The sequence below is a fragment of the Acetobacter senegalensis genome (genome assembly GCF_001580995.1).
GTDB classification, from domain to species: Bacteria; Pseudomonadota; Alphaproteobacteria; order Acetobacterales; family Acetobacteraceae; genus Acetobacter; species Acetobacter senegalensis.
On record NZ_LHZU01000148.1, the window covers coordinates 58,336 to 82,990 of the forward strand.

Below are 24,655 nucleotides of genomic sequence, written 5' to 3' on the forward strand. Positions count from 1 at the left end.
ATCTGATTCTAGCCCACGCCCGGAACCGCATGATGGGGGGCGTGCACTGTTCTGTAAAAAGACCGTTCCGTTGGCAGGGCATAAAGCCCTTTTCTAACGTGTGTGGCGGAAACGCACGGAAGCGCGGGTTATTTCCGCACATGTGCTGGCACCCAGCATGGCCATGTCGCGGTCTATCTCCGCTATCAGAAGTCCAATGGCGTGTGTCACTCCGTTTTCTTCCGCTATGGCAGCAGCGTAGTTGAATGGACGTCCGACAAAAACAAAAGCCGCGCCAAGCGCCAGTGCTTTGAGAATATGGCTTCCACGCCGGAAGCCACTATCAATCATGACCGGCAGCGTTGTAGCCGCCACAATTTCAGGCAGAATGCGCAAAGGGGCAATCGCGCCATCCAACTGACGCCCCCCATGGTTGGAGACAATAATACCATCCACACCATTGTCCGCAGCTAGGCGGGCGTCCTGGGGGTGGAGAATCCCCTTGATGATCAACGGACCTTTCCAGCGCTGGCGGATATGCCGGATATGATCCCAGTTGAAATGATCACGCGCCGTAAAGTCTCGCAGCACGTTTGCGGAAAGAATGGGTGCGCCGCGTTCTGCAAACGAATTTTCAAAATGCGGCATGCCGTGCCGTAACAGAGTACGGCCAAAAGTGGTTGCAAGCCATCGCGGGTGGGTCAGTCCATCCATGGCCAGCCGCAGGGACGGGCGGAGCGGTGTAGAAAATCCTGTGCGGATGTTATTTTCCCTGTTGGCGCTTATGGGAATATCAACAGTAACAACAAGTTCCTGAAATCCGGCCCTGTGTGTCCGGTCAAGCAGAGCGTCAATCCGTGTTATCTCTCCCGGCAGATAGGCCTGAAACCACGTGCCGGGCGCTGCGGCGCTCACGTCTTCCATGGGAATGAGGGAGGAACCACTCAGCACCATCGGAATACCGGCCTTTCTGGCCGCAACCGCCTGCACAATATCGCCCCGATATGCAGAAAGCGCGGATAGCCCCATGGGAGCAATGCCAAACGGGGCGGCATAGGTGCGGCCAAAAAGGGTGGTTTCTTGTGTTCTGCGGGAAACATCCTTCAGAACCTGCGGGACCAGATCAAGGTCAGAAAACGCAGCCTCATTTGCGGTCAGGGAAAGATTGTCCTCTGCGGCTCCGCAAACATATCCAAAAACAGGGCGGGGCAGCTTTCTGCGTGCCGCGGCCTCAAAATCTTTCAGGGCGAGAAAGGAGGAGAGTTTCATGGCTTCCCTTCGGGAACAAGACCTGCGGAAAGCAGCAGCTTATCACTCTTCCTTTTTCAATCCATTGACGAGAGCGTGTAACGCCGTGATCAGAGGCGGGCTCTGCGTCTGATAATCAGCAAACACGCTACTGTTCATCCGCTCCATACGTCAGCCCCTGCCAAGGGAATGTCTGCGACGCGTTTCAGCACTCCCCGTTTTGTTGGGACCCTGATTTTTCGCGGCGGCCCGCGCTCCGTGCGGTCAAGCCGCGTGGGCGACCTTGCCACTCATCAGGGCCAAGCCTTCTGCAACGGAAACAAACTCGCCGCCTGTATCCACGCGCTCCGTGCCAAAGCGGCGAATGAAGAGGTTCCGCACGGCAGGAACAAAGGATGTGCCACCCGTTAGAAACACGCGGTCAACATCCGCAGCGGTAAGCCCCGCATGTGTCAAAGCTTGATCGACCGCGCTGTCAAACTGGGCGAGGTCTGGCGCAATCCAGCTTTCAAATTCCGCACGGGTGATGGTCTGTTCTACCTTGAAGGACCGGTGTTGAAACCGCAGGACTGTGCTGTCTGCTGAGGAAAGCGCGTTTTTGGCGGCCCCCACGGCACGGTAGAGAGCCTGCCCCTGCTGGTCCTGCACAAGATCAATCAGGGCCCGCAATTTTTGCGGTTCCGAGACTGTGCGGGCCACGTCCTCCATGGCGCGGAGGGTCTGGGGCGTACGCATCAGCGCCAGACGGTGCCACCGGCCAAGGCTTGCATACCATTCTATAGGAACAGGCAAAGGTTCTCCGCCCATCACACGGTATGTGCAGTCCCGCCCAAGCAGTGGGGCGATAACCGTGTTCAGAATACGGTAGTCAAACTGATCTCCGGCAATACCAACGCCGGAATGGCCCAGCGGCTCGGCATGGCCGGGGCGGGCAGGGTCAAAACGCAGCACCGAGAAGTCACTGGTGCCGCCGCCAAAGTCACCAACCAGAATGGTGGTCGGGTTCTCCAGCCGTTGGGCAAAACGCCAGCCCGCGGCTTCTGGCTCCCACGCCAGTTCAACCGAGGGGAAGCCGGCTGCGGTAAAACTGTCGCGCAGGCGTTGAGCACCCAGTGCGTCATCCGGAAAATCTCCGGCAAACTCTACGGGGCGGCCCACCGTTACATCCACGCTGGCAGGGTCAATGGCCACGGCCTGCATCAGGTTGGACAGGAAGCGCGCAATCAGCATTTCCAGCGTCAGGCGGCGGCTGAACACTTGCGTCTCGCGGAAGGATTTCTGCGCCAGATAGGACTTCATGGACATGATCATGCGGGATTCCGCCGGATCTTCCAGATAGGCGTCAATCGCCGCCGCCCCTATGGCTTCCTGCTGAATGATGCGGGACCCGACTTCATCCTGCCAGAAACACAGCAGGGTGCGGCAGGTGTCAGACTCTGCATGTTCCGGAAAGCGAAAACGCAGGGTTTCAGTCTTTCCGTCAGGATGTGCCAGCACCACCACGCTGTTGGTGGTGCCAAAATCAATGCCCAGTTTCAGCCTGTTGGTGGAGGCACTGGCTGGGCGGGCATCGTAAGGTGCATCCGGGATCGTGTTGCCCGGATGAGGAGGGGCGGAAGGGGAGGTCATGGTGTGGTGTGCGGCGTGTTTCAGGCTGAGGGGCGGTCGGTCATATCAAATTTCAGGGGGGCACCTATGGCTTTGTCGGCTAGTGTGCCTTCCCACATCACCTGGTTACCCCGAATGATGGTGCCCACGGGGCGGCCCATCAGGGTTTCTCCCGTAAAAGGAGACCAGCCACATTTTGAGGCCAGCCAGCTTTGTTCGATTGTCCAGCGGGCCTTGAGGTCCACAATCGAGAAATCAGCATCATACCCTACGGCAATGCGGCCTTTGCGCACCAACCCGAACAGCCGCTGTGGCCCGGCAGAGGTAAGGTCCACCAGACGGCGCAGGGTGAGCCGATTGTTGGCCACATGGTTCAGCATCAGCGGCAACAGGGTCTGCACCCCCGGCATGCCGGAGGGAGAGGCCGGATAGGGTTTGCCTTTGGCCTCCAGCGAGTGGGGGGCGTGGTCAGAGCCGATCACATCTGGCATCCCTTGGCTCATCCAGTGCCAAAGGCCATCCCGGTGTGCGCCGGAGCGGATGGGCGGGTTCATCTGCGCCAGCGTGCCAAGGCGGGCATAGGCGTCTTCCCCGGCCAGTGTCAGATGTTGGGGGGTGAGTTCACTGCTGGCAATGTCCCGATGCTGGGAAATCAGCGCCAGTTCCTGCGGTGTTGTAATGTGCAGGATATGCACGCGCCGCCCGGTCTTGCGGGCCAGCCGCAGGGCACGGGTGGTGGCGCGCAAGGCGGTTTCATCATCCCGCCAGACAGGGTGAGAGGAAGGGTCTCCTTCCACACGTTCGTCTATGCGTTCTTTCAGGCGGGCTTCATCTTCCGCATGAATGGCCACGCGGCGCAGGCCGGAGCGCAGCACCCGTTCCAGCATATCATCCTCGGACACCAGCAGATTGCCGGTGGAGGACCCCATGAACACCTTGATCCCTGCCGTGCCGGGCAGTTTTTCAAGTTCTCCGCACTGGTCAGCGTTATCGACTGTCGCGCCGACGTAAAAGGCGTGATCACACCACATGCGGTTTCTGGCGCGGGCCAGCTTGTCCGCTACGGCTTCCGGCGTGGAGGTGGTGGGCTTGGTGTTGGGCATTTCAAATACGCCCGTCACACCCCCCAGCACAGCGGCGCGGCTGCCGGATTCCAGATCTTCGTTTTCCGTGGCGCCGGGTTCCCGAAAATGCACCTGTGTGTCGATCACGCCCGGCAGAATGGTCAGGCCCGTGCAGTCCAGTTCCCGTGCGGCTTTGCCTTGGCCACCAATGGCGGCAATCAGCCCATCGCGCACATAAACATCTGTCACCACGGTTGCGTCTGGCAGCACAACGGAGCCGCCTTTCAGAACCAGATCAAATGAACCGTGCGCCGTTGCGGCGGCGCTGCCGGGCGTGCTGCTGGAGAGGGGCATGAAGCTTTAATCCTGTATGCTGGACCTGAAAAAGCGGGGGAATTCGTCAAACCGGAGGCGTGACGGGCTCCGGGCTTCCGTTTTTTCTGGCGGTCGGAGCCCGGAGCGTCAACGCAAAATACGGCCGATGATGTGTGCTGCCACAAAATACCGTGCTGGTGGAGATCAGCGGGTAGCCGGGGTTTCCCGCGTGCGGGTGCGCATGGTCACCAGTTCTTCGGCAGAGGTAGGGTGGATGCCAACAGTGCGGTCAAAATCCACCTTCCGCAGTTCGGCGGTCACAGCCACGGCTACGCCCTGCATCATCTCGGCGGCATCATCGCCCAGAATGTGTGCGCCCACTACTTTCTGACTATCCTGATCCACCACCAGCTTCATGACTGTCTTGCGGTCCTTGCGGCCGCTGAGCGTGTGGCGCATGGGCGTAAAGCGGGTGAAATAGATATCCACGGTGCCATGTTGCGCGGCTTCAGCCTCGCTCAGCCCCACGGATGCCAGCGGTGGTGAAAAGAACACCGCCTTGGGCGTGGTGCGCAAGGACCAGGAACGGGGGCGCTCCTTGCCGAACAGCCGGTCGGCCAGATTGTGGCCTTCCGCAATGGCAACCGGGGTCAGGTTCAGGTGGTCTGTCACATCGCCAATGGCGTAAATGCCGGGTTGGCTGGTCTCACGCTTGCTGTCGACCTTGATGCGTCCGTTCTCCGCCGTTTTCACGCCCGTTGTTTCCAGCCCCAGCGAATCGATCTTGGGGCGACGGCCGGTAGCAAGAAACACGCAGTCTGTTTCAATGGTGCGGCCGTTATTCAGCGTGACAGTATAGGTGCTGCCATTTTTGCTGATCTGGGTAGGGCTGGCCGGAGCATGCTGGGTAATACCGCGAACATGAATGGCCTCCTTCATGGCGGCGCGCATGTCTTCATCAAAGCCGCGCAGGGGCAGTTCATGGCGGTAAACCAGATCTACCTTTGAGCCCAGCCCCGCAAAAATACCCGCAAATTCGATCCCGATATAGCCGCTGCCCACAATTACCACCCGATCAGGGCGGGCGGGCAGATGGAAGGCTTCATCAGACGTAATGGCGTGTTCGGCCCCCGGAATATCCGGCTTCATGGGCGTGGAGCCCGTAGCGATGACAATGTGTTTGGCTGTAACCGTGCGTGGCGCTTCAGTCGGGGCGAGCGGTGAGGGCTCAATGCGCACGGTATGGGCGTTTTCAAAACGGGCATGGCCGGTCAGCAGCGTGATACCTGCCTTTTCCAGCATGGACACGTAAATGCCGTTCAGGCGCGTAATTTCCTGATCTTTGGCGGCAATCAGTTTTGCCCAGTCATGCGTGCCGCGGGTGCTGTTCCAGCCAAAGGCATGGCTGTCTTCCACCATGTCCCCATATTCGCTGGCTTGAACCATCAGCTTTTTGGGCACGCAGCCCAGATTGACGCAGGTACCGCCCCAGTGGCGGCTTTCTACCACCGCCACACGGGCGCCATGCCCAGCCGCGATTCGGGCACAGCGTACGCCGCCGGAGCCTGCGCCTATGACTAGAAGATCAAACTCATGCGTCATTGGCGCAGGCTCCTTGTGCCGGGAATGGAAAACGGGATTGCAGAGACCCCTTAGCGTCCTGCGAAGGCTTTTTCCACCACGTAGGAGCCAGGGTTGGACATATTGCCTTCATCAAACCCGCGGGCCTGCAGCAGGGCTTCCGTATCAGCCAGCATTTCCGGAGAACCGCAGATCATCACGCGGTCATGCTCGGGGTCCAGTTCCGGAATGTTCAGATCACTGAAGATCTTGCCGGTTTCAATCAGCTTGGTGATGCGGTCGGTCACGGCAAATTCTTCACGCGTCACGGCCGGGTAATACAGCAGCTTGCCAGAGATATCCTCGCCCAGGAATTCGTGTTCCGGCAGTTCATGGCGAATGTGGTTGGCATAGGCCAACTCGCCGGAAATACGCACCGTGTGGCTGAGGATGACGTGATCATAGCGTTCATAGCAGGCCGGATCCTTGATCAGGCTCATGAACGGTGCCAGCCCCGTGCCGGTGGACAGGAAATACAGGTTCCGGCCCGGACGCAGGTTATCCAGAATCAGGGTGCCGGTCGGCTTGCGGCCAATCAGAACCGTATCGCCTACCTTCACATGGCGCAGGCGGGAGGTCAGCGGACCATCCGGCACGGCAATGGAGAGGAACTCCAGTTCATCTTCATAGTTAGGAGAAGCCAGGGAATAGGCGCGCAGCAGCGGTTTTTCGTTCAGTTCAATGCCGATCATGGCGAACTGGCCGTTTTCAAACCGCAGGCCGGGGTCACGGGTGGTCGTGAAGCTGAACAGACGGTCTGTCCAGTGATGGACTGTCAGCACCTTGGCGGGATACAGGTGCCCGTATTCCTTGGTGGGCGGCGCAAGATGCCACATACCGTCCTGTCCATCCACGGGCAGAAGGCCGGTGGGCACTTCCGAGGCGGACATTTTGGGCAGGATATCGGAAAAGGTTCCGGTCAGCTTTTCTGGCATGGTTTCAGACATGGGCCGCTTTATACTCCGCTTGCAGCAGATCGAGAGAATGCCCCTCATTGCCCCGTTGGTTCTGGTCTCACTCCTGAACGGCACAAAGGCGTATTTTCGGGGCGTGTTTTCTAGTCGTGGCGGCGTTTCTAAGGGCACAGAAGGCCAGATGCCAGCGTAAATTCATCATCCACCTTGTTCTTTTACGACACGCTGAGAGCCTATTTTCTTTTGAAACAAAGAGTTAGCATGCAAACAATGCACTGAGACCATACGTGAGATGCCATGGGCGAGACTCCGGGTTTCGCCTGCATCATGACAAGGTGGGGCGTGAATCTTTCATTGTGCGCCTCGGGCGGGGTGTTTGGGCCGCCGCCGGATGTGACGCCACCATGAAATACGGCAGTCTTTGCCCTGTGGGGCATTGTTCCGGTGCGCAGGACGGGGCATGAGTAGAGGCATGACGTCAGAACCTTTTGCCTCCCCCGCGCGTGAGGCGTTTGTCCATGTTGCAGCCCGAACCGGGCTGGACGTTGAGCCCAAGGAAGAGCAGGAGGTTCTGCGCCGTGTTGCGCGCGCACTTGAACCCGGTGCACGGGATATTCCGGATGAGACATTCCGCACCATTCTGTGCACGGTGCGGCGCAAGAAGCGTATTTCCCGGCTGGTGGACCTTACCCGCCGCAGCGGGCGCATCTGGGTCACGCGGGACGAGATCGAACAGGCTGTTGCCACCATAACCGAGCCCGAAGCCGGAGATACGGAGCTGGAGCGCGCTCTGGCTCCGGTAGCGGAAGAACGGCTGCGGTCCTACGCCAAAACACCCAAGGCTGTGTTTGAGGCCGTGCAGGCAGACCTGCTGGATACGGGGCGCGTGCTCTCTCCCGGTCAGACAGACCTTCTGCTTATGGCCATTGCCGTGGCCTTCGGCCTGCCGGAGGGCGATCCTTTTCTGGATACAGCCCGGCAGGAGGAAGCCCAGCGCCAGAAAGTGGCGCATACCATTGAACGCACGGCGCAGGAAAAACGACAAAAGGAAGAGCAACGCCTTCAGGCGTGGGAAGAAAGCCTTGTTCCCTTCAAGGACGTTCCGCGGATTCTGCGCTGCTCGCACAAGGAAGCACTTCGCTGGATTGCCGAGAACCGGCTGCCCGTGGCCCGAAAGGTGCGCGAATCGGGCGGGCGGGAACGGTGGGAGTTTGATCCGGCTGAACTTGTGGCCCTGCGGGACAAACTGGTTGAATGGCGTATTGGCACCGGCACGCCTGCACCCGGCAGCCCCCGTGTGCAGGCCGATATGGGGCGCAAGGTGGCCAACTCGGTCATTGCACGGGTGGCGGCCCTTGATCGGTATGCCGCGCATTTTCGCACGGCCCGCGCGCTCAACCGTCGCATTACGTTGGTCACCGGCCCAACCAACAGCGGCAAATCCTACACCGCGTTGAATGCGCTGGCGCAGGCTGAAAGTGGTCTGGCGCTCGCCCCCCTCCGGTTGCTGGCGCATGAGTTCCGGGAGGCATTGGCCTCACGCGGCGTAGAAGCCTCTCTCGCCACCGGTGAGGAACGCATTATCGTGCCGGACAGCCGTCATCTGGCGGCCACGGTGGAAATGTGCCCGTTCTACAATCCCGTTGATGTTGCTGTGATTGATGAAGCCCAGATGCTGTTTGATACAGATCGGGGTGCTGCATGGACGGCTGCCATCATGGGGGCTCCGGCCCGTCATCTGTATGTGCTGGGCGCGCCAGACTGTATTCCCATGGTGCGGCGCATTGCCGAACTGTGTGGAGACCCGCTGGATGAAATCTCGCTGGAACGGAAAAGTCCGCTCCGGGCAGCGGCTCAGCCTGTCAAACTGACCGATCTTACAACAGGTGACGCGCTGATTGCGTTTTCTCGCCGGGAAGTGCTGGATCTGCGGGCCGCCCTGATGCAGCACGGGCGGCGTGTGGCAGTGGTGTATGGGGCACTCAGCCCGGAAGTGCGCCGTGCAGAGGCCCAGCGGTTCAATTCTGGCGCGGCCGATATCCTGATAGCTACAGATGCCATTGGCATGGGGCTGAATCTGTCCATCAAGCGGGTGGTGTTTGCCGCCCTGAAAAAATTTGATGGCAAGCAGACGCGTGATCTTACGGTGCAGGAAGTCAAGCAGATTGGCGGGCGTGCGGGCCGGTATGGCAAGCATGAAGTTGGCACTGTGGCGGTCTTGGCTGGTGCGGGCAGCCCGTCCTTTATTCGCCGCCAACTGGAAGCGGATGCGGAACTGCCAGAAGATTTACGTCCCTTTGTGCAGCCGGACGCCGATATTGTGCGGGCGGTTGCGACCGAAATCGGGTCAGAAAGCCTGTATGGCGTGTTGTCCCGTATTCATAGGGCCGTTCTGCGCAAGGATGATCCCAATTACCGGCTGGCGGATATGGAACAGGCCTTTGCTATCGCTTCGGCGCTGGAAGGGGTCGACGGGCTGGATCTGACAACCCGCTGGTCTTACGCCATGTGCCCGGTGGATGATCGGGACAACGGGATTCGTCGTCTGGTGGGCTGGGCAGCCGACCATGCAGCGGGCCGGCGTGTGCTGCCACCGGGCACGGGCCGCCTTCCACCGAGTGAACGGGCCAGCCGCGAAGAACTGGAACGTGCGGAAAAACGGCATAAGCGGCTGGTGGCATGGCGTTGGCTGGCGCTGCGCTTTCCGGAGTTTTATCCGGACCGGGAAGAAGCCGAAGACACGACTCGTAAACTGAATGACTGGATTGAAAGCGTGCTCCGCCAGCAGAGCCGCACCCGCACCACGGCGGGCTCTCGCCGTGGGCACGGATAACAGGGCTTTTTCTGACCGGGCCTGTTAAGCTGCTTCCGGGTGTGGGCTTTACCAGCCCAGCCCGGTCAGCCGTTCAGACACATCCCACAGCCGTTCCGCTGTGCTGGCTTTCAGGGCTTCAGGTGGCACATGGGCCGGGCCGGGTAGCCCCCGGCGCTCTGCGCGTCCCTGAGGGCCGTAATAGTCTCCATCCCGGGCGGCAGGGGAGAGCGCGGCGTAAAGCAGGGGTTCAGCCCCTCGCGCAGCGGACTGGCCCATTATCCGCAATACGACTCCGCCCAATGTTTCTTCTACCTTGCCAATGGGGCCCGGCAGGGCGGAGGCAGGACCATTGGCAACAATGGAAGTGGAAGACCATCCCGGATGTGCTGCGCGGGAGTGGAGCTTCCATCCAGCGTCTCCTGCACGTCGGGCCAGCTCACGCGCAAAAAGCAGATTAGCCAGTTTGCTCTGCTGATAGGCTCCAAACGGGCTGTAGCGGTGGCGGAACTGGAGATCATCAAAATGGATGGAGCCTTTGCAGGCTGCCAGACTGGCCACAGTCACCACAACACCACCGCCTGCCGCCGCTTCCAGCAAGGGGCGCAGATGATAGGTCAACGCAAAATGGCCAAGATGATTGGTGCCGAACTGGAGTTCAAACCCGTCCTGGGTTTCCTTCCGGCGGGCAGGCGCCATGACACCAGCATTATTGATAAGAAAATCCAGCCGGTTGGTATGATGCGCAACAACTGCCGCGCAGGCGGCAACAGACTCAAGGGACGTAAGATCCAGCGTCAGCAGGTCTACTTCTGCGGTGGGGCAACGGGTCTTCAGGTTTTCCACCGCCACAAGCCCGCGTGCATTGTTGCGCACCGGCAGCAGCAGGCGTGCCCCCCGCATGGCCAGCCCGCAAGCCGTTTCAAACCCCAGCCCGCTGTTGGCGCCCGTTACCAGTGCAACTTTTCCCTGCAAGCTGGGCTGCTTGGCCGTTACGGCCCACTCGTGTCGTCCAATCATGAAGGGATAATCCGTAACCGTTCGTCATTTTCCGCAGCTTTCAAGGCTTCCTCCGTCAGGCGTTTCTCGTTGCGTTTCAGGAAAAGGAATGACGCGGTAATAATGATGATGGCGCAAACGCCGAACCCGATGCCCACCGGGCCAGACAGCTTGAGCACCTCATTCCCCAGCATATAGGTGCAAAAGGCGTATCCTCCTGCCCAGCATATGCCACCTAACGCATTGTGCCATAAAAACGTGTGCCACGGCATATGGTTCGCCCCGGCCAGCAGCGCCACAAACATGCGCAGAACCGCAATAAACCGGCCAAAAAACACCACTGATCCGCCATGCTTCAAAAACACATAGCGGCCCAGCAACAAACGCTCAGGTGTCAGCCCGATCTTGGGGCCGTATTTCTGCAACAGTTTCAGCCCCAGCGCACGGCCCAGCAGATACCCGAAATTGTCACCCATGATGGCACCTGTCACGGCGGCGATAATAACGCCCGTAATGTGCAGCTTGTGGGTTGTGGCGCAGAATAAAGCAGCGGTGATGATCAGGCTTTCCGCTGGCAGGGGCAGGCCCATGCTTTCCAGCATCACCACCACGCCAACCACGGCATAACCGTATTGGGAGAACAGGCCATCCAGATGCTGGAGCGAAAAGTAGGATTCAAGAGTGTGTAGCAGGACGGGTTATCCATTTCTGGCAGATCGGGTGTCACAGGCAGGAACAGTGTTGGGTGCGGGGTGTCAAGTCTGTCTGCGGGCGGAGGGTGAGCAATCATGCTGGGCTGCACCGCTGGAGATATGAGGGAAAAACCCTATCATGGTGAAAAGAGCATCTGCATGCGCCGGGTTGCGTTGGGCGCGTGCGTTATTGTTTTCTGGTCAAGGAGCCCCTGATGCCTGATGCGCCTATCTCTGCCGAAGTCTCCAGCGTTGCCAAAAAGGAGAGCAGCAAGCAGCCATTGCCTTGTGGCACCTGGCCCTCCCGTGTCACGGTAGATCTGGTGGCAGGGAAAACACGCACACTTTCTGAAGTCAGTGTTGATGGGACCGTGGTGTACTGGCTGGAGCGGCGGCCCTCGGAAAAGGGGCGCACGGTTCTCATGCGGTGGTGTGAGGCTTCCGGAAGTCAGGAGGTTCTGCCGCCCGAGTGTGATGTCGCAACACGGGTGCATGAATATGGGGGCGGGGCATATGCTGTCCGGAACGGGCAGGTTGTCTTCTCTGACAAGCGAACAGGTGGCTTATGGGGGCAGCTTGCCGAAGATGCCACTCCTGTCTGTCTGGCACCGGGGGAGGTGCTACGTTATGCGGACCTCCGATTTGATCAGGCAGGCCATACGGTGCTGGCCGTGCGGGAAGATCATCGCACACAAGGGGAGCCAAAGGCGGCTCTTGTTGCTGTTCCCGTTGGTTCCGATCCTGTGGGGGAAGCGGCCGTGCTTTATACGGGGCCAGACTTTCTTTCTTCTCCGGCACTTTCTCCTGATGGGACGTTTCTGGCGTGGATCGAGTGGGATCACCCCAATATGCCGTGGGATGCCACGCGCCTCTGTCTTGCCCGTGTTATGCGCGATGCGCAGGGACAGATTCGGGCGCTTGAGGATCGGCGTGCTTTAGCCGGAGAAACACAGGCCGAATCGATTCTCGAACCACGCTGGACAGACGATGGACGGTTGCTGGTCATTTCTGATCGGTCAGGCAGTTGGACCGTCTGGCGGGTAGAGTTGCCCGCTCAGTCACTGCACAATTCGGCGCAACAGGCGGATGCACCCCTTTCTGGATTGACGCCGCTCCCTATGCCGGAGGGCGAAATCGGTCAGCCGGCATGGGTGTTCGGCCAGCGCAGCTATCAGCCTCTGCCGCAGGGGAGCATTCTGGTTCTGGCTGTGCGGGAAGGGGTGACACACTGTTTGTGCGTGAGCCGCGAGGGCACAGTGACACCCTTTGCTGCGCATCCTGAACAATGTCCTGTGCCTTTGGCCAACGGCCACTTTGCATGGCTTGAAGCACCATCAGACGCCTTGCCAACGGTCGTTGTGGGCACGGTGCAGAACGGCGTGCAGCAGGTTCTTCAGCATTCTGCGGCTCTAACCCTTTCTTCGGATGATATTTCCCGGCCCGAGACAATTCGTTTCCCGGTTGAGGAAGGAGGCGAACCACTGGGTCACGCCTTTTTCTATCCGCCAGCCAACAGTGCTGCCCGTGTACCAGAAGGGGAGCGTCCCCCCATGATTGTGCTGGTGCATGGTGGTCCTACCGCCCGAGCGCAGGAGGGACTGTCTTTCAAGGTGCAGTGGTGGACATCCCGTGGCTTTGCTGTGCTGGATGTGAACTACGGTGGCTCCACAGGGTTCGGCAGGCAGTGGCGCGAGCGTCTGAAAGGGGCTTGGGGCGTGGTGGATGTGGCGGACTGCATTGCCGCCTGCCAGCATATGGTCAAAACCGGACGGATTGATCCGGCCCGAATCGCTATTCGGGGTTCCAGTGCTGGTGGCATGACGGTGCTGGTGGCGCTGGCATCCTCGTCTCTCTTTGCCGCCGGGGTCAGCCTGTATGGCGTGACAGACCTGCGGGCACTGGCGCAGGAGACCCATAAATTTGAAGCACGCTATCTGGATGGACTGATAGGACCGTGGCCAGAGGCCGAATCGGTCTATCTGGCGCGCTCTCCTCTTTCCGTGGCGGCGCGCATCCAGGCCCCCGTTCTGCTGTTGCAGGGTGCGGAAGATCAGGTGGTTCCCCCTGCTCAGGCATACGCCATGGCCGATGCCCTGAAGGCGGCAGGCACACCCTGCATTTTGCACGAATTCCCCGGTGAGGGTCACGGCTTTCGGCAGGAAAGCACCATTCGTAAGGCGTGGGAGGAAGAGCTGGCGTTTTATGGCCAGGTGTTTGGTTTTCAGCCTCAGGGCTAAGCGGCGGGGTGACCTGTCTTAAATGTGATCACCGGCTGTCTATTCATCTGGAGCCGGAGGGCGGGTTACCCCGTTGAAGCAAGAAAAAGGCCGGTTCCCCCTTCAGGGAATCGGCCTTTCTTGTGTCTCAGGCAATGGAGGTGTGACGCCTGAAAGCCCTTAGAATTCCGCGTAACGCGGAGAATAGGTCAGGCTTTCAATCCATGCCCGGATATCTGTTGGGCGGTCCACCGTGGCGGCCCCTTTTTCAAAAATGAACTCCGCAATGCGGGCTGCGGAGGTGATGGACACTTCCAGAATATCACTCTGCGGTGGGAACAACCGTCCACGTTCCTGAGAAATGGGGCTGACCTGATCCGCCAGAGCGCGGGCAGCTTCAATGACCATTTCGTTGGTAATCACGTCCGGACAGGTTGCGTAGACTGCCAGCGCCAGCGCGGGGAAAATATAAAAATTGTTGGCCTGGCCGGGGTAGAACGTCTTGTCGTTCAGCGTGACTTCCGGGAACTGGATGCCAGCCGCAAAAAGCGCACGCCCGTTGGACCATGTATAAGCCTGCTCGGCCGTGCATTCCGCGTTAGTGCCCGGCAGGGAAAGGGCAAAGATCACGGGGCGTTCATTCAGGGCAGACATGGCTTCCACCACGTCCTGCGTAAATGCGCCGCCTGCGGTTGAAACCCCAACCAGAACCGTTGGCTTCACGGTTTTCACCATCGCCAGCAGATCTTTCGATGCAGGCATGGTTTTGGCGTAGCGCGCCTGCTGCGGGGAAAGATCCGTGCGGGATGTTTCCAGCAATCCGTTCACATCCATCAGCGTAATGCGGGAAATGGCATCTTCTTCCGAGACACCTTCCAGTTTCATGGCGGAGACGAGCATATCTGCCGTGCCCAGCCCTGAAGAGCCAGCACCAAGGAACAGGACACGTTGGTCAGCCAGCGATTCGCCCTTGATCTTGAGGGCCGTGATCAGCCCGGCCAGCGTAACGGCTGCCGTGCCCTGAATGTCATCATTATAGCAGCGAATCCGATCCTGATATTTTTCCAGATACCGGATGGCGTCCGTGCCTTTCCAGTCTTCAAAATGGATCACGCAGCGCGGGAACACGGCGCGCACCGCCTGAATGAATTCTTCCACAAATTCATCCAGAACCTCTTCAGACGGCGGCTCACGCCGCAGGCCCAGATAAAGCGGATCAGCGCGAAGCGCCGTGTTGGTCGTGCCAATATCAAGCTGAATGGGCAGCAGCACATCAGGCGGCACGGCACCGCAGGCGGTGTACAGATGCAGCTTGCCAATGGGGATACCCATGCCGTTTACGCCGATATCGCCCAACCCCAGAATCCGGCCGCCGGTGGTCACGCAGATGGCGCGCACATCCGTGACCGGCCAGTTACGCAGCACCTCTTCAATCCGGCCCTTCATTTCCAGGCTGATATACATGCCACGTGGGCGCCGATAGATGTGGCTGAACTGCTTGCACACTGTTGCCAGCGTGGGGGCGTACACAATCGGCACAAACTTGGCCGGGTTGGACATCAACACGCGGAAGAACAGGGTTTCGTTCTGGTCACGCAGGCCGCTCAGATAAATATAGCGTTCCAGATCATTGGGCTTGGCATCCAGATGCCGCTGCACCCGCTCCACCTGCCTGTCCAGACTTTCCACATGCGTTGGCAGGAGACCTTCCAGACCATAAAGGCGGCGTTCTTCCGTTGTAAACGCCGTGCCTTTGTTAAGGCGTGCGTCATTGAGGAGGGACATTCCCCGGGCAGGAGGCGGTGTGGTGCTGGGCATGGAAGACCTTTGAAAAATGGAACACAAGGCCCGCTTTATAGCGCTCAAAAGCGCGTGACGGGCAGCGGCTTTGTCTCAGGGAACGTATCAAATATCTGAAAGCTGCCGGTTGAGTTTTTCAAGATAGAGCTATGCTTTTACAGGAACAGTAAAATCGGTTTTCAAAACGGGCACCGGCAGCAAAGTCTTGGCGGCACAGATGGCCTGCTGGCAGAAAGGGAGGACCGAAAACAAAAAAAGTGGCCACAAGGGCCACTTTTTCAGGAAATCCAGAAACTGGAACAATACCAAATCAGAGCTTTTCAACCTGATTATATTCCAGATCAACCGGCGTAGACCGCCCGAAGATGGAGACGCTGACTTTCAGGCGACCCTTTTCTTCGTCAATTTCTTCAATCACGCCATTGAAGGAGGTGAACGGACCATCCGCCACGCGAATCTGTTCACCAACTTCGAACGTAACAGCCGAACGCGGATGCTGAATGCCTTCCTGCGTCTGCTTGATAATCCGTTCAGCTTCTGCTGCGGAAATGGGGGTCGGCCGGTTTCTGGTGCCCAGAAACCCCGTAACCTTGGGCGTATCCTTGACCAGATGCCAGGATTCGTCCGTCATTTCCATTTTCACCAGCACATAGCCGGGGAAAAACTTGCGTTCAGCGTTAACTTTCTGGCCGCGGCGCACTTCAATGACTTCTTCTGAAGGAACCAGAATCTCGTCAATGTGGTCTGCCAGACCCTTCTGCTCAGCCTGTTCGCGAATATGCTGCGCAATTTTCTTTTCGAAGCCCGAATAGACGTGGACCACGTACCAACGTTTGGCCATGTCGTTTCCTCAGCCTCCCAGTCCGAACAATTGACGCACGCCAAGACCAATCAACTGGTCAACGACGAAAAAGAACACCGATGCCATGCCTGCCATGGCAAGAACGGCACCTGTTGTAATGAGAGTGGCGCGGCGTGTGGGCCATGTAACCCGTTCGGCCTCGGCACGCACATCACGCAGAAACTTACCGGGACTGACCGACACGAACCATCCTCTCTCCGCTGACTGGCCCGACGCAATGCGGGCAGACAGTGCAGCCTGAAAAACTCTTCAATTCTGTCAGGAAACGCCGCATGCGCAGCAAACTTTTCCAGCCAGCATAAACTGGCAGGGGTGGAGGGTCTCGAACCCACAACCTCCGGTTTTGGAGACCGGCGCTCTAGCCAATTGAGCTACACCCCTGCAATGCGACTGCCGTCACTACAGGCCGAGCATAACGGAAACCCGTCAGCCTGACCAGCCGTGCGCGGCCCTTGCAGGAGGCGGAACAAAATATGTTGTGAGGATAAAGTCAAGAGGCAGAAGACGATAACCTGCAAGATGGTGCAGATCAGGCACAAAAAACCGCATAAACGGGGGCTTGCAGGACAGGCGGATTTTAGCGTAAAAGCATCGCCACGGAGTGCGGGCATAGCATAGTGGTAATGCAGTAGCCTTCCAAGCTACCGAGGAGGGTTCGATTCCCTCTGTCCGCTCCAAGCTTTCCCCTACATGTTATAAAAACTGTCATTTCAGCCCTCTTAAAAGCGGCATGAGAATGGAACAGTTTTCTTGTGTCTCGCCAGTGGGCGATATGGGGCAGAAATTTTTTTCAAAAATATGAAATTCTAACGTCACGCTGTTTTTGTGCTCCTTCCGGTGTGCCGTTTCGTGGATTCGGGGCGCGTCGTTTATTTTCTAGAAAGAGTGGACCGGCTCTGACGCCAGGTGTGTGCGGTATTACGGATGGGGTCTCCGTGCCTCAAAACGTGCGCCATATTTCTTCATCGCTCAGTCCGCTTTTTTCTCGGGCTTTGCGATGAGAGGATTCGTTTTTCCTCCCTTGGGAGCCAGAAAACGGCCCCGATCTTAAAATTAGAGTTAAGCTGCCAGTTGCGTGGTGTGTTTCAGCATGCTAGAGGCCGCGCCGACGCATGCTTGTGGTTCCTGACGGACCAGAGGCGGAGTCATGACGTGGAATGCCGGCGCGCACAGAAGGAAAGAGCCTAAAAAGTGGTGGCCTCGGGCGTAACGACAGCACAACCGGTTGCTTTTGCTGCCAACGGTCTTGAAGGCCGTTATGCAACTGCGCTTTATGAACTCGCAGCAGATCAGCAGCAGCTTGACGCAGTGCTTGATGAAGGGGCGGCTCTTGCCCGCCTGATTGATGAAAGCGCGCCGCTGCGCACTGTTCTGGCTGACACACGGCTGGATATCCTCGTATCGCGCAAAGCTGTTCTGGCAGCTCTTGAAGCGCAGGGATTCAGCCAGATCATCAGAAATTTTGTTGGCGTTGTGGCTGATAACCGCCGCCTGCCTGTGCTGCGGCGCATTCTGGCCTCGCTGGATGCGCTGGCGGCGTCGCGCCGTGGTGAAGTGGTGGCCGAGGTGGTAAGCGCCCAGCCCCTTTCCACACCGCAGCGCGCCCAGCTTCAGGTTCGCCTGGCAGAGGCTGGTTATTCCCGCGTTACAATCCGTGAGCGTGTCGACGCTTCCCTCCTCGGCGGTCTCGTCGTGCGTGTGGGAGCTAAACTTTATGACGCCAGTCTTCAGACCCGCCTGTTTCGTTTGCATTACGCCATGAAGGGAGCCGCGTGATGGAAATCCGTCCCGCAGAGATTTCGGATATCCTCAAGCAGCAGATTGCTTCGTTCGACAAGGAATCCGATGTTGTCGAAACCGGCACTGTCCTGTCCGTAGGGGATGGTATTGCCCGTGTGTTCGGCCTGCAGAATGTCATGGCGGGTGAGCTCGTTGAGTTCCCGTCCGCTGGCCAGAAAGGCATGGCGCTGAACCTCGAAAGCGATAACGTTGGTATCGTGATTTTCGGGGATGACACCAACATCCGTGAAGGCGACACCGTCAGCCGTTCCGGTGTGGTGGTCGAAGTGCCCACCGGCAAAGGCCTGCTGGGCCGCGTTGTGGACGGTCTGGGTAACCCGATCGACGGCAAGGGTCCGCTGTCCAACGTTGAAATGCGTCGCGCTGAAGTCAAGGCTCCCGGCATCATGCCGCGTCAGTCTGTTAGCGAACCGATGCAGACCGGCATTAAGGCCATTGACGCACTGGTGCCCGTTGGCCGTGGCCAGCGTGAACTGGTGATTGGTGACCGTCAGACTGGTAAAACAACCATTCTGACTGACACCATTCTGGCGCAGAAGACCGTCAATGACGAAGGCGACGACAAGAAGTCCCTTTACTGCATTTACGTGGCGGTTGGTCAGAAGCGTTCCACAGTGGCGCAGCTTGTGCGTCTGCTGGAAGAAAAGGGTGCGCTGCAGTACTCCATCGTTGTGGCTGCTACGGCGTCTGATCCGGCTCCGCTCCAGTATCTGGCGCCGTATTCTGCCTGCGCCATGGGCGAATATTTCCGTGACAACGGCATGCATGCCCTGATCTGCTACGATGATCTGTCCAAGCAGGCTGTGGCTTACCGTCAGATGTCCCTGCTGCTGCGTCGTCCGCCGGGCCGTGAAGCATATCCCGGTGACGTGTTCTACCTGCACTCCCGTCTGCTGGAACGCGCTGCGAAGATGTCCGACGCCCACGGCGGCGGTTCTCTTACCGCTCTGCCGGTGATTGAAACCCAGGCTGGTGACGTTTCCGCTTACATCCCGACCAACGTGATTTCCATCACCGATGGTCAGATCTTCCTGGAAACCGATCTGTTCTACCGTGGTATCCGCCCGGCCGTAAACGTTGGTGGCTCTGTGTCCCGCGTTGGTTCCGCCGCGCAGATCAAGGCCATGAAGCAGGTTGCAGGCAAGATCAAACTGGAACTGGCCCAGTATCGTGAAATGGCAGCGTTCTCTCAGTTCGCGTCAGATCTTGATCCGGCTACCCAGAAGCAGTTGGCACGTGGTGCCCGTCTGGTGGAACTGCTGAAGCAGCCGCAGTCTTCTCCCCTTACGGTGGAAGAGCAGGTTGTGGTGCTGTATGCCGGAACCCGTGGCTTTATTGATGGTATCGCCGTTGATAAGGTTGTGGCGTGGGAACGCGCTCTGCTGGGTGACCTGCAGAATGCTGGCAAGGATATTCTTGAGGCCATTGGCAAGGATCGCCAGCTGACCAAGGATACCGAAGCGCGTCTGACGGAATATCTGACCACCTTCAACCGTAATTTCGGCTGAGGGAGCAGGAGCATTCATGGCTTCCCTCAAGGAACTCCGCGCCCGGATCGGAAGTATCAAGTCGACACGGAAGATCACCAGCGCGATGAAAATGGTCGCGGCCGCAAAACTGCGCCGCGCTCAGGCTAGTGCTGAAGCTGCCCGTCCGTACGCAGCGGCCATGCGCCGTATGCTGGCCGAACTGGCAGGCGCTGCGAAGGGGGAAGAAGGCGGTCCGCGTCTTCTGGCCGGGACAGGGCGTGATCAGATCCATCTGCTTATTCCGATCACCAGTGATCGCGGGCTGTGCGGTGGCTTCAACGCCAACGTGCACCGCCTGACACAGCAGACCATCCGTCGGCTCCAGTCCGAAGGCAAAACTGTCAAGCTGCTGCCTGTTGGCCGTCGCGCTCTGAACTATTTCTCGCGTGAATACAGTGATCTCATCATTGATAAGGTCAGTGGCGTCAGCGGGAAGGACGTGCCGTTCTCAGCCGCAACCGATCTTGGGAACAAGATTAATGCGCTGCTGGAAGCAGGCGAGATTGATGTCTGCACGCTTGTTTATAACAAGTTCCGCAATGCCATGACGCAGGTTCCAGCCTGCCAGCAGCTTGTGCCGCTGGTGATGGACGATGCCGCAACCGCAGCAACTGCTCCGGAAGCTGCAGGTGACGTGGCCCAGTACGAATTTGAACCGGATGAAGCAACGCTTCTGGCAATGCTGCTTCCGAAAAATCTGCAGGTTCAGATCTACGCATCGCTGCTGGAAACAGCGGCAGGCGAGAACGGAGCCCGTATGACGGCCATGGACAACGCCACGCGGAATGCAGGCCGGTCCATTGACAGTCTGAGCAAAGTCTATAACCGGACCCGCCAGACAAACATTACTAACGAACTGATCGAAATCATCTCGGGCGCACAGGCTGTCTGAGCCCGCTCGTTTGCCCCGCAGGAGCTGACCCATGTCGGATACCACAACCCAGACCCAGGCCCCTGCGGCCACGAAGACCAATGCTGTTGGCCGCATTACCGAGATCAAAGGGCCGGTTGTTGATGTGCAGTTCGAAGGTGAACTGCCGAAAATCCTCAACGCCCTTCACGTAAAGCTGGGTGATCAGACACTGGTGCTTGAAGTGGCCCAGGAAATTGGCGAGCACGAAGTGCGCTGCATTGCCATGGACACCACCGATGGCTTGGTGCGTGGTGCCGAAGTGCTGGACACCGGCTCTCAGATCTCCGTGCCGGTTGGCCCGGAAACGCTTGGTCGTATCCTGAACGTCACCGGTGACCCGATTGATGAAAAGGGCCCGATCAAAACGGCTCGGCGCGCCCCCATCCATCGTGATGCCCCGTCTTTTGAAGAACAGGCTGCTGCCTCTGAAATCCTGATGACCGGGATCAAGGTGGTTGATCTGCTCTGCCCGTATCTGAAGGGTGGTAAGGTTGGTCTGTTCGGCGGTGCCGGTGTAGGCAAAACCGTTATCATTCAGGAACTGATCAACAATATCGCCAAGGCGCACGGTGGTGTGTCCGTGTTTGCTGGTGTTGGTGAACGTACCCGTGAAGGGAACGACCTGTATTACGAAATGCAGGATGCTGGCGTTATCAAGCTGGGCGAAGACAACGCAACCGATGGCTCCAAAGTGGCGCTGGTGTTCGGTCAGATGAACGAACCGCCGGGTGCACGTGCTCGCGTGGCGCTGACGGGTCTGACGCTGGCTGAATATTTCCGTGACGAAGAAAACCAGGACGTTCTTTTCTTCGTGGATAACATCTTCCGCTTTACGCAGGCTGGCTCTGAAGTGTCCGCTCTGCTGGGCCGTATTCCGTCTGCAGTGGGGTATCAGCCCACGCTGGCCACGGAAATGGGTGCGCTGCAGGAACGTATTACGTCCACCAAAAAGGGCTCCATTACGTCCGTTCAGGCCGTGTATGTCCCTGCCGATGACTTGACCGATCCGGCTCCCGCAGCAACCTTTGCCCACTTGGATGCTACAACGGTGCTGAACCGTTCCATCGCTGAAATGGGCATCTACCCGGCTGTTGATCCGCTGGATTCCACGTCTCGTTCTCTGGACCCCGCCATTGTGGGTGAAGAGCACTACAACGTGGCGCGTGAAGTGCAGCGTATCCTGCAGACCTACAAGTCCTTGCAGGATATCATCGCCATTCTTGGTATGGATGAACTGTCTGAAGACGATAAGCTGATCGTGGCGCGTGCTCGCCGCATCCAGCGCTTCCTGTCTCAGCCGTTCCACGTGGCTGAAGTGTTCACAGGCGCACCGGGCAAGCTGGTTTCTGTGGCTGACACGGTTCGTTCCTTCAAAGCCATCTGTGCCGGTGAATATGATGACCTGCCGGAAGCTGCTTTCTACATGGTTGGCACCATTGAAGAAGCCGTTGCCAAGGCAGAAAAACTGAGAGAATCGGCCTGATAGCCGAATTCGGGAAGGAGCACATCCATGCCGATCCAGGTCGAGATTATCAGCCCTGAAAAGGTTCTGGTGTCGCGTGAAGTAGATATGGTTGTAATGCCGGGTGCGGAAGGTGATATTGCCGCCATGCCCGATCATGCCCCCATGATGCTTCTGCTCCGTGGTGGTGTTGTGTCACTGTATGAAAATGATACGGTGACAGACCGCTTTTTTGTAGGCGGTGGCTTTGCTGACATGACAGCAACCCGCTGCACCATTCTGGCAGACAAAGCTGAGCCGGTAAGCGCAATTTCTATTGATAACGCAACAGCCCAGTTGGAAGCTCTGACGGAAGCATGGGACAAAGCGGACAAGAGTGATATGTCCCGGCTGGACGTGCTTCAGGATAAAATCCTGGCGGTCCGTGCTGAAATTGAAGCAGGCTCTTCCCACTCGGCCTGATATGTTGGTCAATAGGGTCTGTTGAAGTCCAAACAAAAAGCCACCTGTTATCAGGTGGCTTTTTTTATGCGCAGACTTTTCTACCAGAGAGCAAAATGAGGGAGCTGTTCCCGCTGCTCCGCCCAGCCTCACAAAAAGATCTTCCGCGATATCCTTTTGGGAGCCTCTTTTAGAAGGGGTGGACAGAGGCTCAAAAGCAGGCAGGCCTGCTGGGCTTGCACCTGAAGGTGTTAGCATATCTCTGAGATACTACCGATATCGAGCACACAAATGTGCCTTTCAGCGATAAAACTTCTCCACTGCCTTCCTTCTTTCAGGTCCTTCCTCTGCGGATATTTCAGATTGTCTTCTATGGGCAGATTTAGCCGCGGCCGCGATATGTGGGAACATCCTGCGAGGGAATCCAGACATCTGCCGGGGGTGCGCCTGTCTGCCAGAAGACATCAATGGGAATGCCGCCACGGGGGTACCAATAGGCCCCAATGCGCAGCCAGACAGGCGAAAGCAGATCAACCAGTGTTGTCGCAATCTGCACAGAGCAGGCTTCGTGAAACGCGCCGTGGTTTCGGAAGCTGGTCAGGAACAGCTTGAGGGATTTGCTCTCCACAATCCACTGATCTGGCACATAATCAATGACCAGATGCGCAAAATCAGGCTGGCCAGTTACGGGGCAGAGGGACGTGAATTCCGGTGCGGTAAAGCGCACCAGGTAGCGTTTGTCAGGGTAAGGGGCTGGCACACGTTCCAGCACAGCCTCTTCCGGGCTGGTGGGGGCAGGGGTGTGGCGGCCCAACTGGGTGAGGGCGGCGCTGCCGTCGTCTGGGCGGGTCATGATAAACTCTTCCTTGTGTCTCAGATAGCTCTGGATGTCGAAGCTGTAAGCCGTTTCGTCAAGCTTTTCAGGCATGGCAGCCGTGGGTCTGCTTCTTTTTCTTCTCAGGTTGTGTATGAAGGTCTTATGGCCAAATCTTCAGCTCCTTCCTTCCCACAGCCCCGTCTTGTTTCCACAACACAGGATCTGGCAGACTCACTCATCCGTTTACGGGAAGAGCGGTTTCTGACCATTGATACCGAGTTCATGCGGGAACGCACATATTGGCCGGAATTATGTCTGGTTCAGATTGGCGGCGCCAATGATGTTGTCCTGATTGATACGTTGGCGGAAGGGCTTGATCTCGCACCGCTGGCTGATCTGCTGGCAGATGAAAGTGTGCTGAAGGTTTTCCACGCTGCACGACAGGATCTGGAGATTTTCCTGTATCTATTTGATGCCTTGCCAACGCCTGTGTTTGATACACAGGTGGCTGCCATGGTGGCAGGTTATGGAGATCAGGTGGGGTATGATAGCCTTGTAGGCTCCCTGACAGGCCACGCCATTGATAAAAGTCACCGGTTTACGGACTGGTCCGTCAGGCCTCTAACGCCCGCGCAACTGACCTACGCAGCTGGTGATGTCACCTGGCTGCGGCTTGTTTACGAGCGGCTGGTGAAAAAGCTGGAGCAGGAAAAGCGGCTGGAATGGGTTTCTGCCGAAATGGCGGAACTGGCTGACCCAGCGACATTTCGCGCTGACCCTGAAAAACAGTGGGAACGGCTGCGTGCCCGTACTGGTAACCGGCGGATGCTTGGTATTCTCCGGGCCGTGGCGGCGCTTCGTGAGCGGGAAGCCCAACGCGTAAACGTACCACGTCAGCGTTTGCTGAAAGATGAAAGCCTGCTGGAAATTGCGGCAACAGCACCTGCTACGGTGGACGCTTTGGCGCGTGTCAGGGGTATCTCACGTGGGTTGGCTGAAGGCCGAACCGGTCAGGGACTATTGGACGCCGTAAAGGCAGCGCAGGCATTGCCTGATTCAGAACTGCCCCGCCTGCCAAAAGGCCGAAGTAAGGATGCGCCGCGTCCGTCTGCTGCTCTTATGGCCTTGCTGAAAGTGCTGTTGACTACCTGCTGTGAAGATCATGATGTTGCGCCTAAACTCGTGGCATCCATGGATGATCTTGAAGCGCTGGCCCTTGATCCGTCCGTGCCCAACCCTTTGCTGTCAGGCTGGCGGAAACGCGTGTTTGGTGATGCTGCTCTGGCCCTGCGCAATGGAGATATTGCTCTGGCCGTGAAAAAGGGAAAAGTGGACCTTATTCCGTGCGAGTCTTCAGCGAAGTAATAAAGAGCGGCCTTAAACGGCCTCTCCGTGCTGTCAGGCTAGCTTGGTGAAGACCCAACATTGGTTTTGCAGTTGGCGTCCGTGTGCAGGCTGGCCAGCTTACGTGCCACACGACAAATGGTGCGTAAGCAGTCGGAGTAGCGAGCCTTTTTGTCACTGAATGTATTGGATTTTCGTCTCTCAGGGCAACGCAGCGCGC

General features: G+C 58.1%; 20 protein-coding genes and 2 tRNA genes. 9 read left to right on the top strand and 13 right to left on the bottom strand.

Annotated elements, in window-relative coordinates; all coding sequences use genetic code 11:
• Nucleotides 1–93: 93 nt before the first annotated feature.
• The 5 genes from AD948_RS16670 to AD948_RS16690 form a co-directional block, all read right to left on the bottom strand.
• Nucleotides 94–1,248, bottom strand: a complete 1,155-nt coding sequence (locus AD948_RS16670) for an alpha-hydroxy acid oxidase (protein ID WP_061472753.1) — start codon at nt 1,246–1,248, stop codon at nt 94–96.
• Between the two features lie 243 nt (nt 1,249–1,491).
• On the bottom strand, nt 1,492–2,856 hold the full coding sequence (locus AD948_RS16675; protein ID WP_248846076.1) for an Hsp70 family protein: 1,365 nt from the start codon (nt 2,854–2,856) through the stop codon (nt 1,492–1,494).
• 20 nt (nt 2,857–2,876) lie between these two features.
• A complete protein-coding gene (locus tag AD948_RS16680; RefSeq protein WP_061472754.1) occupies nt 2,877–4,253 on the bottom strand; it encodes a dihydroorotase in 1,377 nt (458 codons plus the stop codon).
• Nucleotides 4,254–4,418: 165 nt separating this feature from the next.
• Nucleotides 4,419–5,816 carry a glutathione-disulfide reductase gene (gorA, locus tag AD948_RS16685; RefSeq protein WP_061472755.1) on the bottom strand — a complete coding sequence of 466 codons (1,398 nt, stop codon included), beginning with the start codon at nt 5,814–5,816 and terminating at the stop codon, nt 4,419–4,421.
• A 50-nt stretch (nt 5,817–5,866) separates the two neighbouring features.
• Nucleotides 5,867–6,724: a ferredoxin--NADP reductase gene (locus tag AD948_RS16690; RefSeq protein WP_373317145.1), complete on the bottom strand. Its 858-nt coding sequence runs from the start codon at nt 6,722–6,724 to the stop codon at nt 5,867–5,869.
• 496 nt (nt 6,725–7,220) lie between these two features.
• Here AD948_RS16690 and AD948_RS16695 point away from each other — a divergent pair, with 496 nt between their 5' ends.
• Nucleotides 7,221–9,581, top strand: coding sequence for a helicase-related protein (locus tag AD948_RS16695; protein WP_061472756.1), 2,361 nt, complete (start codon nt 7,221–7,223; stop codon nt 9,579–9,581).
• A 48-nt stretch (nt 9,582–9,629) separates the two neighbouring features.
• On the opposite strand, the gene AD948_RS16700 is transcribed toward AD948_RS16695, so the two are convergent.
• Genes AD948_RS16700 through AD948_RS18260 form a run of 3 tightly spaced genes read right to left on the bottom strand, consistent with a single transcriptional unit; the run spans nt 9,630 to nt 11,349 of the window.
• Nucleotides 9,630–10,580: an SDR family oxidoreductase gene (locus tag AD948_RS16700; RefSeq protein ID WP_006557405.1), complete on the bottom strand. Its 951-nt coding sequence runs from the start codon at nt 10,578–10,580 to the stop codon at nt 9,630–9,632.
• Nucleotides 10,577–11,161 carry a DedA family protein gene (locus tag AD948_RS16705; RefSeq protein ID WP_081473509.1) on the bottom strand — a complete coding sequence of 195 codons (585 nt, stop codon included), beginning with the start codon at nt 11,159–11,161 and terminating at the stop codon, nt 10,577–10,579. Before AD948_RS16705 ends, AD948_RS16700 begins: the two co-directional genes overlap by 4 nt.
• Nucleotides 11,161–11,349 carry a hypothetical protein gene (locus tag AD948_RS18260; RefSeq protein ID WP_140385776.1) on the bottom strand — a complete coding sequence of 63 codons (189 nt, stop codon included), beginning with the start codon at nt 11,347–11,349 and terminating at the stop codon, nt 11,161–11,163. Before AD948_RS18260 ends, AD948_RS16705 begins: the two co-directional genes overlap by 1 nt.
• A gap of 117 nt (nt 11,350–11,466) precedes the next feature.
• Between AD948_RS18260 and AD948_RS16710 the strand changes: the two genes are divergently transcribed.
• Complete coding sequence (locus AD948_RS16710; RefSeq protein WP_248846077.1) at nt 11,467–13,488, top strand: S9 family peptidase; 2,022 nt, start codon at nt 11,467–11,469, stop codon at nt 13,486–13,488.
• A 159-nt stretch (nt 13,489–13,647) separates the two neighbouring features.
• Here the strand turns inward: AD948_RS16710 and AD948_RS16715 are convergent, their stop codons facing one another.
• From AD948_RS16715 to AD948_RS16730, 4 genes are all read right to left on the bottom strand, one after another.
• Nucleotides 13,648–15,285: an NAD-dependent malic enzyme gene (locus AD948_RS16715; RefSeq protein ID WP_061472757.1), complete on the bottom strand. Its 1,638-nt coding sequence runs from the start codon at nt 15,283–15,285 to the stop codon at nt 13,648–13,650.
• Between the two features lie 292 nt (nt 15,286–15,577).
• Nucleotides 15,578–16,108 (bottom strand): transcription termination/antitermination protein NusG, encoded by a 531-nt coding sequence (gene nusG / locus AD948_RS16720; RefSeq protein WP_006557411.1) that lies wholly within the window; start codon nt 16,106–16,108, stop codon nt 15,578–15,580.
• A gap of 9 nt (nt 16,109–16,117) precedes the next feature.
• A complete protein-coding gene (gene secE / locus AD948_RS16725; RefSeq protein ID WP_006557412.1) occupies nt 16,118–16,312 on the bottom strand; it encodes a preprotein translocase subunit SecE in 195 nt (64 codons plus the stop codon).
• 121 nt (nt 16,313–16,433) lie between these two features.
• Nucleotides 16,434–16,510, bottom strand: a tRNA-Trp gene (locus AD948_RS16730).
• 222 nt (nt 16,511–16,732) lie between these two features.
• Between AD948_RS16730 and AD948_RS16735 the strand changes: the two genes are divergently transcribed.
• From AD948_RS16735 to atpC, 6 genes are all read left to right on the top strand, one after another.
• A tRNA-Gly gene (locus AD948_RS16735) sits at nt 16,733–16,806 on the top strand.
• Nucleotides 16,807–17,320: 514 nt separating this feature from the next.
• Complete coding sequence (gene atpH, locus AD948_RS16740) at nt 17,321–17,905, top strand: ATP synthase F1 subunit delta (RefSeq protein ID WP_006557415.1); 585 nt, start codon at nt 17,321–17,323, stop codon at nt 17,903–17,905.
• Nucleotides 17,905–19,437, top strand: a complete 1,533-nt coding sequence (gene atpA, locus AD948_RS16745) for a F0F1 ATP synthase subunit alpha (RefSeq protein WP_045541270.1) — start codon at nt 17,905–17,907, stop codon at nt 19,435–19,437. The genes atpH and atpA overlap by 1 nt, the downstream gene beginning before the upstream one ends.
• Nucleotides 19,438–19,453: 16 nt before the next feature.
• The gene (locus tag AD948_RS16750; RefSeq protein WP_035380622.1) at nt 19,454–20,350 is read left to right on the top strand and encodes a F0F1 ATP synthase subunit gamma; all 897 of its coding nucleotides are present in this window, start codon (nt 19,454–19,456) and stop codon (nt 20,348–20,350) included.
• A gap of 31 nt (nt 20,351–20,381) precedes the next feature.
• Nucleotides 20,382–21,854 carry a F0F1 ATP synthase subunit beta gene (gene atpD / locus AD948_RS16755; RefSeq protein ID WP_006557418.1) on the top strand — a complete coding sequence of 491 codons (1,473 nt, stop codon included), beginning with the start codon at nt 20,382–20,384 and terminating at the stop codon, nt 21,852–21,854.
• A 27-nt stretch (nt 21,855–21,881) separates the two neighbouring features.
• Nucleotides 21,882–22,295: an ATP synthase F1 subunit epsilon gene (gene atpC, locus AD948_RS16760; RefSeq protein WP_006557419.1), complete on the top strand. Its 414-nt coding sequence runs from the start codon at nt 21,882–21,884 to the stop codon at nt 22,293–22,295.
• A 361-nt stretch (nt 22,296–22,656) separates the two neighbouring features.
• Here atpC and queF read toward each other — a convergent pair whose 3' ends face one another.
• Nucleotides 22,657–23,127 (bottom strand): preQ(1) synthase, encoded by a 471-nt coding sequence (queF, locus tag AD948_RS16765; RefSeq protein WP_006557420.1) that lies wholly within the window; start codon nt 23,125–23,127, stop codon nt 22,657–22,659.
• 126 nt (nt 23,128–23,253) lie between these two features.
• On the opposite strand from queF, the gene rnd reads away from it, so the two are divergent.
• Entirely contained in the window at nt 23,254–24,456 is a 1,203-nt protein-coding gene (gene rnd / locus AD948_RS16770; RefSeq protein WP_045541280.1) for a ribonuclease D, read from the top strand.
• Nucleotides 24,457–24,655 lie beyond the last annotated feature (199 nt).